General features: G+C 48.0%; 16 protein-coding genes, 2 rRNA genes and 2 riboswitches. Of the genes, 8 read left to right on the top strand and 10 right to left on the bottom strand.

Annotation, left to right across the window (positions count from 1 at the left end; all coding sequences use genetic code 11):
• Positions 1-11: 11 nt before the first annotated feature.
• Genes NZ043_RS13770 through NZ043_RS13760 form a run of 3 tightly spaced genes read right to left on the bottom strand, consistent with a single transcriptional unit; the run spans position 12 to position 2,946 of the window.
• Complete coding sequence (locus NZ043_RS13770) at positions 12-806, bottom strand: energy-coupling factor transporter transmembrane component T (protein WP_339312233.1); 795 nt, start codon at positions 804-806, stop codon at positions 12-14.
• Positions 781-2,352 (bottom strand): ABC transporter ATP-binding protein, encoded by a 1,572-nt coding sequence (locus NZ043_RS13765; RefSeq protein ID WP_339312231.1) that lies wholly within the window; start codon positions 2,350-2,352, stop codon positions 781-783. Before NZ043_RS13765 ends, NZ043_RS13770 begins: the two co-directional genes overlap by 26 nt.
• Positions 2,353-2,946 carry an ECF transporter S component gene (locus tag NZ043_RS13760; protein ID WP_339312229.1) on the bottom strand — a complete coding sequence of 198 codons (594 nt, stop codon included), beginning with the start codon at positions 2,944-2,946 and terminating at the stop codon, positions 2,353-2,355. It lies immediately after the preceding gene.
• 414 nt (positions 2,947-3,360) lie between these two features.
• Positions 3,361-3,469, bottom strand: a riboswitch (TPP riboswitch).
• 161 nt (positions 3,470-3,630) lie between these two features.
• Between NZ043_RS13760 and NZ043_RS13755 the strand changes: the two genes are divergently transcribed.
• The gene (locus NZ043_RS13755; protein ID WP_133386458.1) at positions 3,631-4,584 is read left to right on the top strand and encodes a copper amine oxidase N-terminal domain-containing protein; all 954 of its coding nucleotides are present in this window, start codon (positions 3,631-3,633) and stop codon (positions 4,582-4,584) included.
• A 172-nt stretch (positions 4,585-4,756) separates the two neighbouring features.
• On the opposite strand, the gene NZ043_RS13750 is transcribed toward NZ043_RS13755, so the two are convergent.
• Together NZ043_RS13750 and NZ043_RS13745 are read right to left on the bottom strand one after the other, a co-directional pair.
• Complete coding sequence (locus NZ043_RS13750) at positions 4,757-5,425, bottom strand: pectate lyase (protein ID WP_133386457.1); 669 nt, start codon at positions 5,423-5,425, stop codon at positions 4,757-4,759.
• 349 nt (positions 5,426-5,774) lie between these two features.
• Positions 5,775-6,650 carry a radical SAM/SPASM domain-containing protein gene (locus NZ043_RS13745; protein WP_133386456.1) on the bottom strand — a complete coding sequence of 292 codons (876 nt, stop codon included), beginning with the start codon at positions 6,648-6,650 and terminating at the stop codon, positions 5,775-5,777.
• A gap of 181 nt (positions 6,651-6,831) precedes the next feature.
• Positions 6,832-6,935, top strand: a riboswitch (TPP riboswitch).
• Positions 6,936-7,093: 158 nt separating this feature from the next.
• On the opposite strand from NZ043_RS13745, the gene NZ043_RS13740 reads away from it, so the two are divergent.
• From NZ043_RS13740 to NZ043_RS13710, 7 genes are all read left to right on the top strand, one after another.
• Positions 7,094-7,858, top strand: a complete 765-nt coding sequence (locus NZ043_RS13740; RefSeq protein ID WP_133386455.1) for an ABC transporter ATP-binding protein — start codon at positions 7,094-7,096, stop codon at positions 7,856-7,858.
• Positions 7,848-8,678, top strand: a complete 831-nt coding sequence (locus NZ043_RS13735; protein ID WP_133386454.1) for an ABC transporter permease — start codon at positions 7,848-7,850, stop codon at positions 8,676-8,678. Before NZ043_RS13740 ends, NZ043_RS13735 begins: the two co-directional genes overlap by 11 nt.
• Positions 8,679-8,841: 163 nt before the next feature.
• Positions 8,842-9,915: an ABC transporter substrate-binding protein gene (locus NZ043_RS13730; protein ID WP_133386453.1), complete on the top strand. Its 1,074-nt coding sequence runs from the start codon at positions 8,842-8,844 to the stop codon at positions 9,913-9,915.
• Between the two features lie 993 nt (positions 9,916-10,908).
• Positions 10,909-11,721 (top strand): hydroxyethylthiazole kinase, encoded by an 813-nt coding sequence (gene thiM / locus NZ043_RS13725; RefSeq protein ID WP_133386452.1) that lies wholly within the window; start codon positions 10,909-10,911, stop codon positions 11,719-11,721.
• Positions 11,718-12,530, top strand: a complete 813-nt coding sequence (gene thiD, locus NZ043_RS13720; RefSeq protein ID WP_133386451.1) for a bifunctional hydroxymethylpyrimidine kinase/phosphomethylpyrimidine kinase — start codon at positions 11,718-11,720, stop codon at positions 12,528-12,530. The genes thiM and thiD overlap by 4 nt, the downstream gene beginning before the upstream one ends.
• On the top strand, positions 12,530-13,195 hold the full coding sequence (gene thiE / locus NZ043_RS13715) for a thiamine phosphate synthase (protein ID WP_133386450.1): 666 nt from the start codon (positions 12,530-12,532) through the stop codon (positions 13,193-13,195). Before thiD ends, thiE begins: the two co-directional genes overlap by 1 nt.
• 321 nt (positions 13,196-13,516) lie before the next feature.
• Positions 13,517-14,260: a MerR family transcriptional regulator gene (locus NZ043_RS13710; protein ID WP_133386449.1), complete on the top strand. Its 744-nt coding sequence runs from the start codon at positions 13,517-13,519 to the stop codon at positions 14,258-14,260.
• A 566-nt stretch (positions 14,261-14,826) separates the two neighbouring features.
• Here the strand turns inward: NZ043_RS13710 and NZ043_RS13705 are convergent.
• From NZ043_RS13705 to NZ043_RS13685, 5 genes are all read right to left on the bottom strand, one after another.
• Positions 14,827-15,309 carry a hypothetical protein gene (locus tag NZ043_RS13705; protein ID WP_240768242.1) on the bottom strand — a complete coding sequence of 161 codons (483 nt, stop codon included), beginning with the start codon at positions 15,307-15,309 and terminating at the stop codon, positions 14,827-14,829.
• Between the two features lie 328 nt (positions 15,310-15,637).
• The gene (locus tag NZ043_RS13700; RefSeq protein ID WP_036672670.1) at positions 15,638-16,294 is read right to left on the bottom strand and encodes a deoxynucleoside kinase; all 657 of its coding nucleotides are present in this window, start codon (positions 16,292-16,294) and stop codon (positions 15,638-15,640) included.
• Entirely contained in the window at positions 16,291-16,914 is a 624-nt protein-coding gene (locus NZ043_RS13695; RefSeq protein WP_339312224.1) for a deoxynucleoside kinase, read from the bottom strand. Before NZ043_RS13695 ends, NZ043_RS13700 begins: the two co-directional genes overlap by 4 nt.
• 183 nt (positions 16,915-17,097) lie before the next feature.
• A 5S ribosomal RNA gene (gene rrf / locus NZ043_RS13690) occupies positions 17,098-17,214 on the bottom strand.
• Positions 17,215-17,291: 77 nt separating this feature from the next.
• A 23S ribosomal RNA gene (locus tag NZ043_RS13685) occupies positions 17,292-20,220 on the bottom strand.
• Between the last annotated feature and the right edge of the window lie 225 nt (positions 20,221-20,445).

Below are 20,445 nucleotides of genomic sequence, written 5' to 3'. Positions count from 1 at the left end.
ATCTCCCCGTATTACCTTACATCCACCATCGTAGCATGATAAGGAAAGGTAATCCCGATGTAATAAGCCGCTGTTAAGGTGAGGATATAATAAAATACAAACCACAGATCAGCTCGCGAATAGCCAATCTGAATGTAATACGTGCGGCTCGCGCCATCTATGAACCCTTTCGCTTCCATCGCTACCGCCATTCGCTGTGCACGGCGAATGCTCTGTGCCAGCAGCGGAATAGCGTAACGCTTGAGTGTACCATACACGTTCCAGCGAGAGCCACGTTGCCGTGTTCCACGTATACGAATAGCGTAACGGAGCGTCTGGAATTCATCCAGCAAAATCGGGATCATGCGCATCGCGGCCAGAAAGCTATAGGCATATTTTGCAGGAAGCTTCCATTGCTGCATCAGGGAATAAAACAGCCGTACCGGCTTGGTCGTGAGACCAAAGAATAACCCAGCCGCTGCCATGCTCAGCGAGCGAAAACCCAAGTGTAGACCGCGATAAAAGCTCTCTTCGGTTATGTGAATCAGTCCCCATTTATACCATGTGGTCTCGCCCTTACCAAACATCATCATACCTGTAGACGTGGAGATAAACACCAGAATGAATGGTGATGCGTACAGTATCAATTTATACCACGGATGACCTGTCCAGCACAGTAATAACATCATCGCCACAGCAACATTGGCCATTACATTCAGATTGTGGATAAGGATAACGATAACAAACATCATCGTCAGAATGATCATCTTTAATCCCGGATTGACGTTATGAAGCCAGGTTTCACGGTGAGGAAACGACAATTGCATCAGTTAACCTCCCCTCATCTACCGTCCAGATTCGGGTGCAATATCTTTTTACAATTTCACGATCATGGGTAACCATAACAATAGCTGTTCCCTCTCTCCGCAATTGCTCCAGTTGTGCTAACATGGCAAAAGTATTGCGGGCATCCTGTCCAAAAGTAGGTTCATCCAACAGCAGTATTCGCTGCTCTCTCACCAGTGCAGAGGCAACGCTCAAGCGTCGTTTCTGCCCCATCGATAATTGGTAGGGATGACGCTCGGACAGGTCGATTAATCCAAATTGATTCAACATATGATCAGTCCTGACAAGTCTTTCTTCCGTTGTAAGCCTGCCCCCCAGCAATGAGAATTCCACTTCTTCCGCGACGGTGTTAGTCACAAATTGAAACTCCGGGTTCTGAAATACAAACGCGATTTGATCTGCAAGCTGCTCCGTTTTGCCAGAAGGCTGGCCTTCAACCTCATAATGACCTGTTGTTTTCAGGATATTCATCAGAGATAACAACAATGAACTCTTTCCAGCTCCATTAGCTCCGACAATACCAATCCAGTCTCCATGCCATACTTTGGCCTGCTCGACCTGAATGAAGGGTGTTTTCCCACGCCATCCGGTGAACTGCTTCAAGTCCAGTGCAGGCTGATAGGTGGGTGATACAGGTGATAAGGATGAGACGTGAGATATGGGGGATATACCCGGTGTAACGGATAAGCCAGACGATTGCTGTGCTTCCAAGTTTGAGATGCCGTGATCCACACACACTTGAAGTTCTCCAAAAGCACTTCCCTCTTCTTCCTTAGCTGCCAGCTCTTGCTCCTCCCATATGCCTGGATACCAGATTCCATAAGCCTTCAGCTTGCCTCGTTCATCCGTGAATACCTGCTGCGCTGGCCCATCCGCCACAATCTTTCCTTCAGGTGACAACACAATGATGCGGTCGACCATATCCACAATCTTGTTTATTTTGTGTTCAACAATGATGATTGTTTTGTCACTGGCGATCCGTTTAACGGTATCCCACACTTGGGAAGTGCCCTCATCATCCAGCAGTGCAGTGGGTTCATCCAAAAACAATACCTCCGGGTCCATGGCAAGCATCGAAGCAATCGCAAGACGCTGCTTCATCCCCTGAGACATGGACTGGATCAATACACGATTCTGTTCAAAGGATAACCCCACTTGTTTCAGATAATATTCAATCAGAGCCGGCATCTTTTCACGTGGAATATTTCGGTTTTCCAGAACAAATGCGATCTCTTCATCCGTAAAGGACATACAGAACTGGGTATCCGGATCTTGAAAGACCACTCCTGCTTTAGCGGGAACTTGGATATCATCACATTTCATCGGAATCTCAACCGAACGTGGTATCAGACCGCTCAGAATTTGCAATAACGTCGATTTACCGGAGCCACTCGGGCCAAGCAACAGCACTTTCTCTCCTTGACGCACAGAAAGAGACAAGCCTTGAAATACCAAGGCTTTCTCTCCCGGGAACTTGCATCTTAGATTTGTCACACTTACCGCTTGCGAATTTCCCTCTCCGCTCATCTAATCCAACGCCTCATAATCCTGTTTGGATACCGGTCTGAGGGAGCGTGTTACACCGGTCAGTTCCAATGCTTTTGCGAGATAATAAGCGAACACTCCGGCAATCAAGATGCTTCCAATGAAGCGGAATCCGATAAATAACGTATAATTCCAGGCCGAGAGTGAATCAATATACCCGTATTGATAATCCAGCAAAAGCGAAGCCGCTGCGGCTCCTATGGCTGCAAGACAGGTGACAAACAGATTGGTTTTTCGATACAAAAATGCTGCGAAGAATATCTCGGCTCCCAATCCTTGCAACAGACCGTATACAAGTGTGGACATGCCCCATTCACTGCCCAGAAAGGCACTTACCGTTGAAGCCGCAACTTCGGCAAGAATAGCCACGCCTGGTTTACGAATGATAACAAAAGCAGACGTGCCCGCCATAAACCACATGCCGTAGATCATCTGCTCCGCATGAACGCCAAATGGTTTCATCAAGTCATATGTAGGTCCCCATATCTTGTAAATCACCCCAAATACCACTGCGATCACGATGGTTACCAGAATATCCGTTAGTTTCAATCGCTTGTTGCCTGCTGTTGTTGCCATGTTCTCTACGTCCTTCCTCTGTTCCCTGTGAGGGTTGTAAAAGTGTGTGTTCAAAAAGACTGGTTTTCAGTACCAAGAAGATGGGATGAAGCTAGAAATGGAGTAGCGGAGCGTAGGGAAAACTACGCGAGCAACGGACATTTCGGCTGAATTCCATCTTCGATGCTGATGATGCCGTCAGGCATCCTTCGTAATCAAAAGCAGACTTTTTGAACAACCTCTAAAAATAAACGAAAAAGCCTTCCCGGTTCCGGGAAGGCCTTACGCGCAGTATACAATCCTCACAATAATGTATCAGATGGATGTCGAAAATACGGAATATCAACAATTCCCTCTTCGCGCTGGCAGATACACCACCACAGTTCAAAGAGATCTGTTGTTCATCCACGTTCATTCCCATAATTCACCCTTACATATCGCAAATCCATGTTCTCTACGCTGGCATTACCCAGATCAGATGTACGGTCAGCGGCACAAGGCCACTCTCTCAGCCCAACTTCATTGAGCTCCCGGTTCACTTTTTTCATTGCTTCTAATGTACATCAGATGGGTATTTGTGGCAATCCCTAGAAAAAGCTTTATTTGGGGTAACAGGGAAAAGGACATCGGATGGTTCACTTTCCATAATATGAAACATTTAGGTTATGCAGTCCGTCTTAAACATTAGAAGGGAGATTGATAGTGATGAAAGATTACAACTCTGTTTGGCAGCTTAAAACATGGAAAATGGTCCTTGCCGCTTCGATACTCACCGCAGGCACGGCACCTGCCTTACTCTCATCCACTGTGGCGGAAGCCGCAGCAACCAAGCCTAAACCGACAGCTTATATTAACAATGTTCAAGCTCAATATGATGTTGTCATACGGCAGGGTATTACGTACGTGGCATTGACGGAGCTTCAATTCCTCGGCAACTATACGTTTGGTTACAATAACAAAACAAAAGAGATCAGCATTAAGACAGGCAGCGATAAGTATGTCCTTACACCTAACAGCAAAACAATGAAGAAAAACGGTCAGAATGCGACATTATCCTCAGCGCCGATTCTGGTGAATGGTAAAGCGATGCTTCCGCTCCGTGCCATCGGTGAAGCTTTTGGTGCCAATGTGCAGTGGAACCAGAAGGCCAAGGAAGCCTACATTTACACTACCGATGCTACGATTGTAAAAGAATATAACAGTTCCGATCTGACTGTGGCGCGTGAAGCCGCACTGCATCTGCCCCGCTTTTCTGAACTGGGACAAGCACGTCTGGACATTCGCAACCCTTTGGGTCCAGTGGATTCATCCATTGAATACATTTTTGAACAAGACAAAAAAGATCGTTTCTTCGTTGTTGAGGATAACGATCTAATTAGTTATTATATCCTTAAAAATGGAAGTGCCTTGCTACAGTGGCAGGCCAACATCAGCAAAAGTGCCGGAACCATCGGTGACCTGTTCTTTATTAAAACCAAAGCCGTTGCTGAAGCAGGGACTCGTCCTTCCGTAGCAGGTCAAACACTCGTATCATTCAAGTACTCTCGCATGCTTGAAGAAACCTTTTACGAAATCATGAACAAATTGGGCTCTATTGATACCGGTTCTGTTGTCCCCGAGAAAGGCAAAGTCATCGTTGGAGTTCCGGGAGAGAAATAATTTGAGCATCCTCTATAAAACATCACTCAGCAAAACTATACTATGACATCTGCATTACAGAGAGCGCCCTCTAAGTCATTGTGGCAATGACCTTGGGACGCTCTTTTTGGCGTTATATTTTATTACAAGCAAAGCTTAAACTTTTACCAACTCCAGCGATTCAATCTCCTGTCTAATATTGCGTGTTCCCAGACTGGCTCGTTTTCCCTGAAGCAAACCCCTTGAACAACGTTGGTACTTTGGAATAACGGGTATTCGTAATTTTGCCTTGTGATGTACTGCTGTCTGTACGCATAATCGAATCTTTCACATTGGAAATGTTAGAGTTATCCAGCGTCATGTTAACTGCGAAGGAAGTCCCACCATTTTGGCGAACCAGTTTGCCAATATCATCTGCACGGAAATTTTTGATGTTAATTGTTCCAGCTGCATTCATCTGGAACACTTTATCATAAGCCTTATACGCTGCCCCACCGGTTATGTTAACCGTTCCGGCAGACTTCAATGTCAGTGCATCCTCGCCCACGTCCTGCCAGACTACATTCGATATATTACAGTTGCCATAACAGTGAACACCATCAGCAGCTGGTGATCCAATGTTTACGTTTTTGAGCGTGGCCCCTGCCTCCAGACGGAAGACTGGTTTCTGACCCTCAGCTTGAGATCCGTCGCCCAGTGTGGAAGGATTGGCTACAAATGTTTTACCTTGGCCGTCATAGGTCGTGCCCTTTGGAACCACAATGGTTGAATTTACAACGGTAGGTGCAGCCGCAGCCGGAACGGCACCAAATATAGAAGCAACCAAACCAGCGGACAGCAACAACGTCAACATTTTTTTCATAATTTTATTCCTCCCTTATTCTCTCGTTTTTGGTAGTGTACAAGCCTAAGCTTGTTCTGGAAGTTCGTCAGAGGTGCACCTCTGTCCGACCCACAACCTAATCCTACCAAATAAGGAAGGTAACTAGAATGATCATTAGATCAGATATATCATGACACCGCACAATCCCTCTCATATCGGCATTTTTTGCATATCAGGTCCCTCAAGCAATATGCTGATATCAACCTACGGTATGCTCATTTGTAACGTAATGTACCCCTCACTTTAATCCCCGGTAACAAAGAAAGACCACTACATTTGTCTCCAAATGTGTGATCTTGAATGTCTTCTGGCTTGCTGATATAAGATATCAGGCTCCGAATCTCTGACGATAACCGCACTTTCGACACAACTCTTCCACAGCTTCCCGCCTGGAGAAGCCATATACCAGATTGTTCGCTCGCTCACCCTCAATAATCTCCGAGAATGACTTCTCGTGCACGTTACCCAGGTTAATTACACCCTCGCCATCGAGACAGCATGGAACCACCGTTCCATCCACAAGCACAGCTGCCTGACCACGCAATGCATGGCAGAAGCCTTTGCCATCATCTTCAGGTGCATCCAGACTTGGCCACTGGAACTCGTGGTCCTGATTCAGGTATACATTTGGGGCAATTTTGACCCCGCTGCCTGGAACCACTTTTTCCTCAATGCGGAAGTCCAGATTGAACTCACGTTCCAGCACTTCAAGGGTCTCCCGATTTCGATTCATCTGAGCATTCGTGAAGTTATCCTGCGTCAGATTCCACAGTCGGAAAGAGATGATGACATTGTGCTTAACGGCCTCATGTACAAAGGACAAAATATGACGCAGATATCCGTCACGATCTGTTGAACCTTCATGCCCATCGAAGCTGTGCAGGGAGAAATTCATCTGCCGCAGCGCCGGTTTGCCAAGCAATTTATGCTGAGTCTTGGGCAGCAGTGTACCATTCGTTGTAATGTTCACCTTGAGTCCCTTCTCATGTGCGGAATCAAGCAACAGATCTATTTTGGGATGCAACAAGGGTTCGCCTTTGACATGTAGATAAATATGATTGGTGTGTGGTTTAACTTGTTCCAGTATATTGTTGAAGACTTCAGGGTCAATGAATCCTTTGGCACGCTGCGTCTGCGGACAGAAGCTGCAAGCCAGATTGCAGATACTCGTGATCTCAATATATACTTTTTTGAACGTTTTCAACTCGGGTCCCCATTCTGCCTAGGAGGGAGAACATCCCACCTGCATTTTGTGATCCGGCCAATACGGGCCATCCCTATTATATCGGGTTCATGAGCCGAGGTAAATTGTTCAGTTATCATGCTGCCTCTTTACAGTTCATGTTCGAGTGATATATGCTGAACACACAACTGCATATCTTGAACTTTTGCACTAGGGGAGCCCCTGCGGCTGAGACGAATATGACTATTCGGACCCTTTGAACCTGATCTGGATCATACCAGCGGAGGGAAGTGGAGCGGCCTTTTAGTAAGCGGAATTTTTTCATGTATGTGAAGATAAATTGCGGATTTAACTTACAGACCCACTCATTTCTCCGGAAATGGGTGGGTCTTTTTTGTTCCTTTTGCAGAGTACAGGATGCCGTTGTTATTCCAGCAGTCTGACATCAAGGGGGTGAGGATCAGATGGCCAACCATGTAACCATTCACAACGTAAGCTTCGCTTTTCACGAAAAAAAGGATTCACCCGTACTCTCCAATGTGTCGCTTCAGGTTCAACAAGGAGAATTTGTCTCGCTCATCGGCTCCAGCGGATCAGGTAAAAGCACACTCTTCAAGTTGCTTGCAGGCTTGCATGAGCCAACCGCTGGCACCATCGATATAGCTGATGTACCGCAAGGACAACGGCTCGGACGAGTCGCCTATATGCCGCAGAAAGATCTGCTGTTATCCTGGCGTACCGTCATGGAGAACTGCATGCTGCCTGCCGAGCTGGCACCAGGCCGACAAAACAAGAACAAACTACGAGCCGATATCATCGCAGGATTGGCAAGGTTCGGCTTGTCCGGTTATGAGCAGGCCTATCCAGATGAGTTATCCGGCGGCATGCGGCAGCGGGTGGCATTGCTGCGTACCTTGCTTACAAGCGGGCAGCTCATGTTGCTGGATGAACCCTTCGGTGCACTCGACGCCTTAACCAAACGACAAATGCATCGCTGGTTATTGGAGCTGTGGGAGGGCTTTGGCCAAACCGTGCTGTTCATTACACATGACATCGAAGAAGCCCTGCTGTTAAGTGACCGTATCATTCTGTTAACTCCAGGGGGGCAAGGCCAGCAGTTGCGGGAGATGACGGTTCCCTTACCACGCCCAAGGCATTCGGACATGATCTACGAACCGGCTCTCGTGCAGATGAGGCAACAACTGGAGGAACAATTGCATGCAAATTGATAGAGCTGAGGTTAGCGTTTGGACGTGGTGTTCAAAGTGGCTCCCGAGGTCGTTTTCCCAATATGGTTTGTTTATTATGCTCATGTTCTTATTACTGGCGATCTGGGAAGTGATTGTGCGTATGGGATGGGTGCCCTCCTTTATCATTCCTGCACCCACGGCCATCGTAAGCTCACTGGTTGAGCATCGTCGTCTGCTGTTGACCATCCATCTGCCTGCTACCTTTATGGAGGTTGTTGTTGGTTTTGTCTTGTCCATAGTGACTGGAATTACGCTGGCAACAGGCATGCATATGAATCGATCGATTGAAAAGGCCTTGTATCCCTTCATCGTGATCAGTCAGACCGTCCCGCTGATTGCCTTGTCTCCCGTATTTATCCTGTGGTTTGGTTACACGTTGTGGAGCAAAGTCGCGGTGGTATTCTTAATCGCATTCTTCCCCATTGTGGTCAGTACCTACGATGGACTCCGCCAAGGCGATCCAGAGCAGCGTGAACTACTGCTCACCATGGGCGCCAGCAAGTGGGATATTTTTTGCAAACTCCAGGTTCCGCTGGCACTTCCCTCTTTTTTCTCGGGGTTAAAGATGTCTGTGGTGTACTGCGTGGTTGGGGCAACGATTGGTGAATGGCTCGGTGGCAGCAAAGGTCTCGGATACTTCAGCCGCCGCATGTCCAGCAACATGAACACGGATGCGATGTTTGCTGCTATTGTGCTGTTATCCTTACTTGGGATCGTTTTGTTTGTACTGATTGCCTGGCTGGAGAAACGGTTTAGCATACGGCGTCATCGTCATGGAGGCAAAAGAAAAGTTGGATAATACTTAGACAGAAATTAGAGGTAAATACAGGAGTTACAATCTTCAAAACATACCTTATGCACAATTTCAGCAGCATCTTCAATCAGTTCATTGTCACATTGTCCGTTAACATGCTGCTGTCCATTTTCTACAAACCAAAACGATGAAATGAGGAACTTCATTTATGAATAACAAAGGTATATACTCCCTGCTTCCCATCATGCTCATTAGCCTTTTGCTGATCGTTAGCGGATGCAGCACCACGAATACTAGCAAAAACACGCCAACAACAGACTCTGCAACCAATGCACAACAGACAGACATGTCTGCAACCGAGCCAACATCAGACGCCAAAGATAAACTGTCCATCATGCTCGACTGGTACCCGAATGCAGTACACTCCTTCATCTACGTTGCTCAGGAAAAAGGATACTTTGCAGATCAAGGTCTCGATGTCGAAATTCAGATGCCTGCGGATACCAATGATTCACTCAAACTTGTTGCTGCTGGAAAAATTGATTTGGCTCTAAGCTACCAGCCCCAAATTTTGCTCGCTCGTAGTGAGAACATTCCTGTACGTTCCATTGCTGCTGTTGTTCGCCACCCGCTTGTGCATCTGTTGACCGAAGCAAATGGCAACGTGAGCTCACCCAAAGGTCTTGAAGGGAAAACTGTCGGTTATTCTTCGATTCCGCTGTATGAAGCGATGGTTCGTACGATGATTAGCAAGGATGGCGGCAACCCCGACAACATGAATTTGGTCGACGTTGGGTTCGATCTGATTCCTTCGCTGGCTTCCGGACAGGCGGATGCAATTATGGGTGGTTTTATTAACCATGAGCAACTGATTCTGGAGAAAGAAGGACATGCCATGAAATCCATTAACCCCGTCGATTATGGTGTGCCTGATTATTATGAATTGGTTCTGACCGCGAGTGAAGCTGGCATTGAAGCAAAAAAAGACCAACTTACCCGGTTCGTCAAAGCGATCCAGAAAGGACAGAAATATGTAACGGAGCATCCAGAAGAAGCCTTGAATATTCTGCTCGCTCATGAGAATGAAACGTCTCCGCTTGACCCGGAGATTGAAACCAAAAGTCTGGCTATTTTACTGCCACTTATGAATGAAGATGGTCAGATGTTTGGTCGGCAGGAAATGGCGTCCTGGGAGAATGTACGCGCATGGCTCGTTGAACAGGATTTGATTCCTGAATCGGTGAAAGCCGAGGATGCTTTTATTAATCTGCAAGGAGAGTAAATAAAGGAGCGCAACGGGAATAAAGGAAAAGTGACTGAACGCAAGGGAATGAAAGCAAAGTTAGCAAGAACGTGAGGATCGGATGCATGAAGGTTTGTGAAATGGAATTGGCCTGAAGCAAGCATCGGAGGATCAGAATTTATAACAATCCTAAGTGGCTTGATGTGCATCTGGGCAGCTTGATATGCGTTTTGGTGGCTTGATATGCGTTTGGGTAGCTTGTTGATATGTATTTGGTAATGTAAGTTAGCGCATATCTTCAGGCCTACCATGAGCTGAATCGCGCCCTAATATGCCCAGAGTAGAACATGGAGCGAGCGCTAACGAATCTGAGGCGCCCTATTCAAGGATTTGGAGCGGTTGAAGAAATCTAAGGAACCTGAGACATATTATATCGGAAAAAATAGCAATTTATAGTGTTTCGGTCAGGGGAATTTGGGAAATAACGTGTCCTGTGTTCCTTACATTTCATAAAGAGGATCTGACAGCCATATAAGACGTCCTGTGTTCTTTAGAAACATCGTGTGACCTTCGTGCCCCGATCAGTCGGGTATCGACATCCAGGGCTTTAGGACTCTCTTTGAACGCTAACGTCCATCACCGTATCGCTTGCCTGAGTTTGGAGACATACCATGGCTCCACTTTCTTTATTCTGTCTTTTATACTGTTTCGTTTTTTACTGTTTCGTATTTGTACTGTTGCTTTTCGCGAATTTACATTTTATACGGATCCACCTTTTAGCTGTTTCAATCAAGGCTGGATATAGATCAAAGTGATTCAATTTGTCTATATCCATTTACAAAAATCCATTTTTAGGGAGTTATGAAATTGTTTTAGATTTTACGTTTCTGCTTTTCCCGTATTAATGCATCTGGCTGTAGTTATACTTGCGCCCCTACTCAACAAGGAGACTCATATCCTATTATTCTGCTGAGTGACTCCAGATATCGGACTTCCGCCGATGGGGTTACTTCAAAACAAGGAGGAAATTATATGTCTTATCTGGAACGTGTTCGTACGCAACATCCGCTGGTACACAATATCACCAACCTTGTCGTGGCTCCCTTCACAGCCAATGGCCTGCTTGCACTAGGTGCGTCCCCTTTTATGGCCTATGCTCATGAAGAGGTCGCTGATGTCGCCAAGATGTCAGGTGCTGTGGTACTCAACATCGGTACACTCGATGACAAAGTCGTTCAGGCGATCCGTCTGGCAGGCCAATCGGCTAATGCGCATCACGTGCCTGTGGTGCTTGATCCCGTCGGCGCAGGCGCAACCACTTATCGCACGGAAACCGTGCAGATGCTCGTTTGTGAGCTTCGCCTCACGGTACTGCGCGGCAATGTGGCGGAGGTCGCTAATGTCATCGGTGAGAGTTGGAGTATTAAAGGCGTGGACGCAGGATCAGGTGAAGGTGATCGGATCGGCATTGCCGAGCGGGCAGCGCATAAGCTTGGCTGTGTCGTGGTCATTACCGGGAAAGAAGATATCATTACTGATGGACAATCCACATTCCTCACGAGTAATGGACATGCCCTGCTCACTCAGGTCACGGGTGCAGGTTGTCTGCTAAGTTCGGTGATTGGTGCTTTTACAGCCATAGCGGAATCAGGAGCCGATCTTCTAGGCAGTGTTGTTGAAGCGCTTGCGTTTTATGGTATAGCAGCTGAACTGGCGGCAGAGCGGACAGCTCATCAGGGGCCGGGCAGCTTTCAGATTGAATTGTTGAATCAACTGGCACAAGTAACACCCGACCTTTTGGCAGAACGCGCACAGATCCGTCAGATCCGTGGAGGTGCAATATGAGCATTGCTCAAGCGCTAACCATTGCAGGTTCTGATAACGGGGGCGGCGCAGGAATTCAGGCCGATCTAAAAACATTCCAGGAGCTTGGCGTATACGGCATGACCGTTATCACGGCTATTGCTGCCCAAAATACAACAGGTGTGCAGGGCGTTTTTCCCATCCCTTACGATGGCATTGCCCAGCAATTGGACTCGACCGGCGAAGACTTTCAACCAATCGCAACGAAGACCGGCATGTTATATAGTGCCGAGATTATTCGTCTAGTGGCTGAGAAATGGCAGCATTACCGTTGGTCAAATCTGGTCATCGACCCTGTGATGGTAGCCAAAGGTGGCGCCCCCCTTCTCCAGCAGGAAGCTGTACAGGCTTTGGTTACGGAGCTGTTGCCCCATGCCCTGATCACAACACCTAATATTCCGGAAGCGGAATTGCTTACCGAGATGTCCATCACGAATCTGAGTCAGCGGGAAGAAGCCGCAAGACGGATTGTACAGATGGGCTCAACGTATGCTTTGGTCAAAGGTGGTCATGATGAAGGAAGTGGCATGATCGTGGATGTGCTCTACGATGGGCAGTCTTTTCATTATCTGGAGAATGTTCGTGTGGTAACACGTCATACACACGGAACAGGGTGTACATACTCTGCTGCCATCACCGCAGAGTTAGCCAAGGGTTCACCTGTTCTGGCTGCCGTTACGACCGCGCGAGCATTCATTCAGGCAGCCATCGAAGATGAGCTGGGGATTGGGGCCGGACATGGGCCGACAAATCATTTTGCGTATCAGCGCAGACAGCGGGGTGAGCAGTGATGCGCCCTTGGGATGCAGAAGCAGTACGACGCGCGATGCAGGTGTATTTGGTGATGGGCAGCGTTAATACAACGCAAGACCCTGTGGAAGTGCTGCACCAGGCCATTGCTGGCGGCATTACGCTGTTCCAGTTCCGTGAAAAGGGAACTGGCGCCCTGGCTCACGAAGCTCGCATCACGCTTGCGATGCGGCTTCGCGAGGTGTGCAGCCAGCACGGGGTCCCGTTCATCGTGAACGATGATGTGGAGCTGGCTGTAGCGGTGGAGGCCGACGGCGTGCATGTCGGCCAGGAAGATGCGGACGCCGCGCTAGTACGCGCCCGCATTGGAGATGGGCGGATGCTTGGCGTATCCGCCCACTCTGTGGAAGAGGCGCGCCGTGCCGTGCAGGCGGGCGCCGACTATCTTGGCGTCGGGCCCATGTACCCGACGCGCTCCAAAGCGGATGCCCACGCTGTGCTGGGCCCCGCAGGGGTGGCGGAACTGCGCGCCGCAGGCATCGCAGTTCCGATTGTGGGTATCGGCGGCATTACGCCCGATACCACGGCCGCCGTGATGGCGGCTGGAGCCGACGGCGTAGCCGTCATCTCCGCCATCGCGGGCGCGGCCGATGTGCGCGCAGCGGCTGCGCAGTTCGCTGCGGCAGTGCGCGGGATGCAGGCGTAGCCCTGCTCTCCCTGCACTGCCAGCCCCGTGGGCTGCACCGAATACATGGTGCAGCACACAACCGCTCGCTCTCCTTTCCATAACAGAGGAGGCGCGCACAATCCCCCTGCGGCGCGGCAGTCTATGTCTTCGACTTAGAAGCGCGTCCGCTCCCCTACAGTGACTGAATGATACAATAATTTAGTCATATCCAGTCACATCTATTCACCAATCCATGATCAAGATGCAGCTTCCATGCTCGCATCTTGTTTTTTCATTTTCAACGGTTGACTCTCACGTAACGTGACACTATACAATCGGTGTTGTAAGGAGGTTTAACACATGGCCATGAAGGTAAAAGAAGTTGCCGAACTTGCCTCGATCAGTGTGCGCACACTGCATCATTATGATGAGATCGGACTATTAACCCCGGACGAAGTGACTTCTGCCGGGTATCGATTATATTCAGATGCCAACCTGGAACGGTTGCAGCAGATATTGTTTTTCAAAGAACTCGACTTCTCTCTGAAGGAGATCAAAAACATTATAACCAACCCCTCCTTCAATCCGGAAGAAGCACTTAAAATGCATCGACTTATACTACTGGAGAAGCGCCAACGCTTGGACCAGATGATTGCTACCATTGATAGAACGGTTTTACACGTGAGAGGAGAAATTAAAATGACAGCCAAAGAACAATTCGAAGGATTTGATTTTAGCCAGAATCCGTATGAACAAGAAGCGCGGGAACGTTGGGGAGACCATGCCGTCGATCTCGCAAATCAGAAGCTGCACAGTAAATCAACCACAGATCAGAAGGCTCTATCCGATCAAATGAACGAAATCTACAAACATCTGGCTTCACTTCGTCACACAGAACCAGCATCTGCCGAGGCACAGGCCGGTATTCAAGAATGGTACACCTGTTTAAACCAAATGGGAAGTTACTCACCTGAAGCCTTCAGAGGACTTGGTCAGATGTACGTGGACGATGAACGCTTCACGCGTAATATTGATCAGTTTGGCGATGGTTTGGCAGTATTTATGAGAGATGCTATGGCTGTATTTGCTGACCAAAACAAATAATATAGCCCTGTCTTCAACCACATACAGTATTATTCAACTCTCATTGCCGTAAGATATGCGCTTTAAACGATAATCTGGAACTTAAAGCTCTGTCCTCTAGTGGTAAAAGTAATCTCTCATCATCAGCTTTATAGCTGTAAATGGCCATTCGGATATTTGAACCTACCTCCTGGGGTGACCCTATCTTTCTTGTAATTAACCTTATGAACATGCTGGATATTTACTAGGGTTACCTAAGTATACAATTTAAATCGATCCGAGTTATTACATCAGTTATGTGCAATATCCCACCTCCTACCTGGTGGATACACAAAAGGGACGTACACCCTCAGGCGTATCGTCCCTTTTATGTATGCAAGTCACTCAGCCGCAATGTGAACATGCCTAACTGCTGCTCACTCTGAGTACTTTATAAATATCTTTTAAAGTAGATGCTCTTTACTACGTTTTTCTTCTGCTGCCAATCCTTCGATATAACCTTTTCACAAGTGCTTAGGATGATGAGCATTAAGTTTCTTCTGTCAAACGTTCTTCATTTTGCTGCCAAGCGTCCACCGTCTATCCGATTAAGCTCTTGGCGCGTGATCCGATGAAGAGGCATCCGTGGCTAGACTGGTTCTCGCCATCCGGCCAGGAATCTGCCATGCAGACACAATCGCAAGCACAATGAATAACAAATCAATCGGTTGACTGAAGTAGTCCTGGAAGGTTTCTGCAAATGCACTGATCATCTCGCTATCAAACACAAGTTCCATCACGCTTACATCACCAAACAGTTCCGAAGTAAAATAAACCACCGTCAGATATTTCCCCAACAAAATGCCGACGAGCGCAAACAGTACAGCAATAATCTTATGTACCGTCGCAATTCGTTTATTGGAGAACAACACAACTGCGTAGCCCGTGAGCGCTCCAATCAAAATCGCAATTAATCCCACCTCATACTCGGTCATTGCAGCAATAGCTGCCCATACGATGCCTCCCAGAATGGCTGCAATTAAGCCACCAATGATGGGCATACCGATTTTAACTCCTTGTTTCTCTTCCACGTTGTCTTTCCCTCCTGAGTCATGCATATGCTTCTTTTCCAGAATTCACCTTTCCTATGAAACCACAAAAAGACCTATTATTCAACATTTTTCTACTTTTGGTGAGCAAATATATTTATATAACATAAAAGATATATTAAGCATCCATTTCCTTATTCGCTCGAATATCATTTTAGTTCTGTCCACAAACAACTCATAATCATTCCCTTGGGATATAAAAAAACATCCCTCCAACAGCATAATAGCCGTAGAAGGGATGTTGTCTATATCTGTATCATAGATATAACCAACGTAACCCAGAAAACTACATCGGAAAGCTCGCTCTATCTTACCTTTGTACTTCCTTGGAAGGCTGAATGACAGCTGCAATCTGTGCCAAAATGGCATCCACCGATGCCGGATCATGTACATCATACTCATCAATGTTCAGACGCAGCACAGGGCAAGCCGTAAACTGATCAATCCACACGGAATAGCGCTCGTGCATGTGCTCCCAGTACGAACGATCCGTCTGAATCTCCATCTCGCGTCCGCGTTCCGTAATTCGGTTTAAAATCGAAGGCAGACTGCCTTCCAAATAAATTAGCACGTCTGGATGTGGGAAATACGGTGTCATTACCATCGCTTCAAACAAACTGCTGTATGTCTCAAAATCTGTAGCAGACATGGTTCCTTGATCTGCATGCATTTGTGCAAAAATGCCCGTATCTTCATAGATGGAACGATCCTGTACGAATCCTCCACCCAGTTCAAAAATCTTTTTCTGTTCCTTGAAGCGCTCTGCCAGGAAATAAATCTGCAGATGGAAGCTCCAACGTTCGAAGTCATGATAGAACTTCTCCAAATATGGATTATGATCGACTTGTTCCAGAGAAGTCTTGAAATTCAAACGCTGTGCAAGCGCAGCCGTTAACGTGGATTTACCCACTCCAACCGTACCTGCTACCGTAATTAATGCATTCGTTGGAATGCCATAGTTATTCATATGATATACTCCTTTACGTGATTAACAATTTGCCTGAAGTGTGCAGGATGTTCCACAAAGTCGAGTTGCTCTGCATTGACCTTAATGATTACTGGCGGATTTGAGCTATTTGCCAGATAGTCCATGCCTGTTTTGTAATCAGCAATGAGTTGTTCCATATATGCCGGGTCCATATCCTGCTCAAATGAGCGTCCACGCTTGTTAATGCGGTACATCAACGTATCGAGTTCAGCTTCAATATAGAGCACCAGATTGGGCTTTGGCAGATCATCTGTTAACAGATGATAGATTTGACGATATTTATCCCGCTTCGTTCCCTTTAAGGTACGATCGGCAAAAATCATATTTTTATAAATATGGTAGTCCGAAATGACTGGGGTATTCTGCTCTACATAATGAGCACCCGTGTCTTCCAATTGTTTAAACCGATTACACAGGAAGAACATTTCCAATTGGAAACTCCACTCGTCGATATCCTGATAAAAGGAAGCCAGAAATGGATTCTCTTCTACGATTTCTTTAACTAACGGAAGATTCAATTCATGGGAAAGCATCGTTGCCAGCGTTGTTTTCCCCGCTCCGATCGGACCTTCCACGGCAATAAACGGGGCTGATTTCATCGTGTTCACTGTTCCTCCTCGTACTTATGCGTGTTTCCGTTTTCTATATAGACCTCACCTATTGTATCACAGCTTTAAGGATTGGAACGCCAGTATTTTATGTATATAACAAGTCAATCGGAACTTATGAATTACAATAAAATAAAAAAGACACACTCGATATCATCAAGTGTGTCTTCTATTGCTTGGCGGCGTCCTACTCTCCCAGGACCCTGCGGTCCAAGTACCATCGGCGCTAGAGGGCTTAACGGTCGTGTTCGGGATGGGTACGTGTGGAACCCCTCCGCCATCGCCACCAAACGCGTAGCTTACATTTCAGAGTGTTGTTCTCTGAAAACTAGATTCGAAACGAAATATGCGAATTACAACTTGCATATTTGGATAAGCCCTCGACCGATTAGTACTGGTCAGCTCCATGCATTGCTGCACTTCCACCCCCAGCCTATCTACCTCGTCGTCTTCAAGGGGTCTTACATACTGGGAAATCTCATCTTGAGGGGGGCTTCACGCTTAGATGCTTTCAGCGTTTATCCCGTCCGTACATAGCTACCCAGCGGTGCTCCTGGCGGAACAACTGGTACACCAGCGGTACGTCCATCCCGGTCCTCTCGTACTAAGGACAGCTCCTCTCAAATTTCCTACGCCCACGACAGATAGGGACCGAACTGTCTCACGACGTTCTGAACCCAGCTCGCGTACCGCTTTAATGGGCGAACAGCCCAACCCTTGGGACCTACTTCAGCCCCAGGATGCGATGAGCCGACATCGAGGTGCCAAACCTCCCCGTCGATGTGGACTCTTGGGGGAGATAAGCCTGTTATCCCCAGGGTAGCTTTTATCCGTTGAGCGATGGCCCTTCCATGCGGTACCACCGGATCACTAAGCCCGACTTTCGTCCCTGCTCGACTTGTAGGTCTCGCAGTCAAGCTCCCTTATGCCTTTGCACTCTTCGAATGATTTCCAACCATTCTGAGGGAACCTTTGGGCGCCTCCGTTACTCTTTAGGAGGCGACCGCCCCAGTCAAACTGCCCACCTGACACTGTCCCCGCACCGGATTACGGTACCAGGTTAGAACCTAGATACGATCAGGGTGGTATCCCAACGTTGCCTCCATGGAAGCTTGCGCTCCCACTTCAAAGGCTCCCACCTATCCTGTACAGATCGTACCCAAATTCAATATCAAGCTGCAGTAAAGCTCCATGGGGTCTTTCCGTCTTGTCGCGGGTAACCTGCATCTTCACAGGTATTAAAATTTCACCGGATCTCTCGTTGAGACAGCGCCCAAGTCGTTACGCCATTCGTGCGGGTCAGAATTTACCTGACAAGGAATTTCGCTACCTTAGGACCGTTATAGTTACGGCCGCCGTTTACTGGGGCTTCGGTTCACAGCTTCGGGATTACTCCCTAACCACTCCCCTTAACCTTCCAGCACCGGGCAGGCGTCAGCCCGTATACTTCGCCTTACGGCTTCGCACAGACCTGTGTTTTTGCTAAACAGTCGCTTGGGCCTTTTCACTGCGGCCCCCTCGTGCTATTCACACTACCGGGGCACCCCTTCTCCCGAAGTTACGGGGTCATTTTGCCGAGTTCCTTAACGAGAGTTCTTCCGCGCGCCTTAGAATACTCTTCTCGCCTACCTGTGTCGGTTTGCGGTACGGGCACCTTCACCTGGCTAGAGGCTTTTCTTGGCAGTGTGAGATCATGACCTTCGCTACTATAATTTTCGCTCCCCATCACAGCTCAGCCTTAATGATGTGCGGATTTGCCTACACATCAGCCTCACTGCTTAGACGGACATCCATCAGTCCGCGTCACTACCCTACTGCGTCCCCCCATTGCTCATAACGGCTTACGGTGGTACAGGAATTTCGACCTGTTGTCCTTCGACTACGCCTTTCGGCCTCGCCTTAGGTCCCGACTTACCCTGAGCGGACGAGCCTTCCTCAGGAACCCTTAGGCTTTCGGCGGATCAGATTCTCACTGATCTTTTCGTTACTCATACCGGCATTCTCACTTGTATAATGTCCAGCGCTCCTTACGGTACACCTTCAACCCTTATACAACGCTCCCCTACCCCTGATGCAAAGCATCAAGCCATAGCTTCGGTGGTGTGTTTAGCCCCGTTACATTTTCGGCGCAGAGTCACTCGACCAGTGAGCTATTACGCACTCTTTCAATGGTGGCTGCTTCTAAGCCAACATCCTGGTTGTCTGTGCAACTCCACATCCTTTCCCACTTAACACACACTTGGGGACCTTAGCTGATGGTCTGGGCTGTTTCCCTTTTGACAATGGATCTTAGCACTCACTGTCTGACTCCCGGAAGTAAGTCTATGGCATTCGGAGTTTGACTGAGCTTGGTAACCCTTGCGGGCCCCGCACCCAATCAGTGCTCTACCTCCACGACTCTGTTTTCCGAGGCTAGCCCTAAAGCTATTTCGGGGAGAACCAGCTATCTCCGAGTTCGATTGGAATTTCTCCGCTACCCCCACCTCATCCCCGCATTTTTCAACATGCGTGGGTTCGGGCCTCCAGTGCGTGTTACCGCACCTTCACCCTGGACAGGGGTAGATCACCCGGTTTCGGGTCTACGTCCACGTACTAATTCGCCCTATTCAGACTCGCTTTCGCTGCGGCTCCGGCTCTTCACCTTAACCTTGCACGGGAACGTAACTCGCCGGTTCATTCTACAAAAGGCACGCCATCACCCCTAAAACGGGCTCTGACTTTTTGTAAGCACACGGTTTCAGGTTCTATTTCACTCCCCTTCCGGGGTGCTTTTCACCTTTCCCTCACGGTACTGCTTCACTATCGGTCGCTAGGAAGTATTTAGCCTTGGCAGATGGTCCTGCCGGATTCATACGGGGTTTCACGTGCCCCGCACTACTCGGGATCCGTCTCGGAGGGAACAGACTTTCAACTACAGGGCTTTTACCTTCTTTGGCGGGCCTTTCCAGACCTCTTCGCTTAACCGGTTCCTTTGTAACTCCATGTGAGACGTCCCACAACCCCAAAGAGCAAGCTCTCTGGTTTGGGCTTCTCCGCGTTCGCTCGCCGCTACTGACGGAATCACTATTGTTTTCTCTTCCTCAGGGTACTTAGATGTTTCAGTTCCCCTGGTATGCCTCTACACAACCTATGTATTCAGTTATGAGTAACTGGAAATTACCCCAGCTGGGTTTCCCCATTCGGACACCCCCGGATCAAAGCTTGCTTACAGCTCCCCGAGGCAGTTTCGTTGTTCGCCACGTCCTTCATCGGCTCCTAGCGCCTAGGCATCCTCCGTGTGCTCTTAGTAGCTTAACCTCGTGCTCCGGTTTCGACTGCTCGCTTCCCTTGTTTTGCTTACGCAAAGCCAAAAGTCGCTCCCATTCGATACCATCGTACGTGCAATCTACCGTTTTTATTGAAACTTGTTTAACACAAGTTCAGCTAAAAAGGAATGTTCTAATTCGCGTTTGTTTCGTTTCGATATCTAGTTTTCAAAGAACAAGCTCCATGCAAAAGCAAGCTGTTTGAGAGTTTGAGCTC

Origin of the sequence: Paenibacillus sp. FSL k6-2145, from assembly GCF_037976585.1 — a bacterium.
GTDB lineage: Bacteria > Bacillota > Bacilli > Paenibacillales > Paenibacillaceae > Paenibacillus.
Note: the sequence above shows the minus strand (reverse complement) of the source record. Positions and strands in the feature narration are given on the sequence as shown.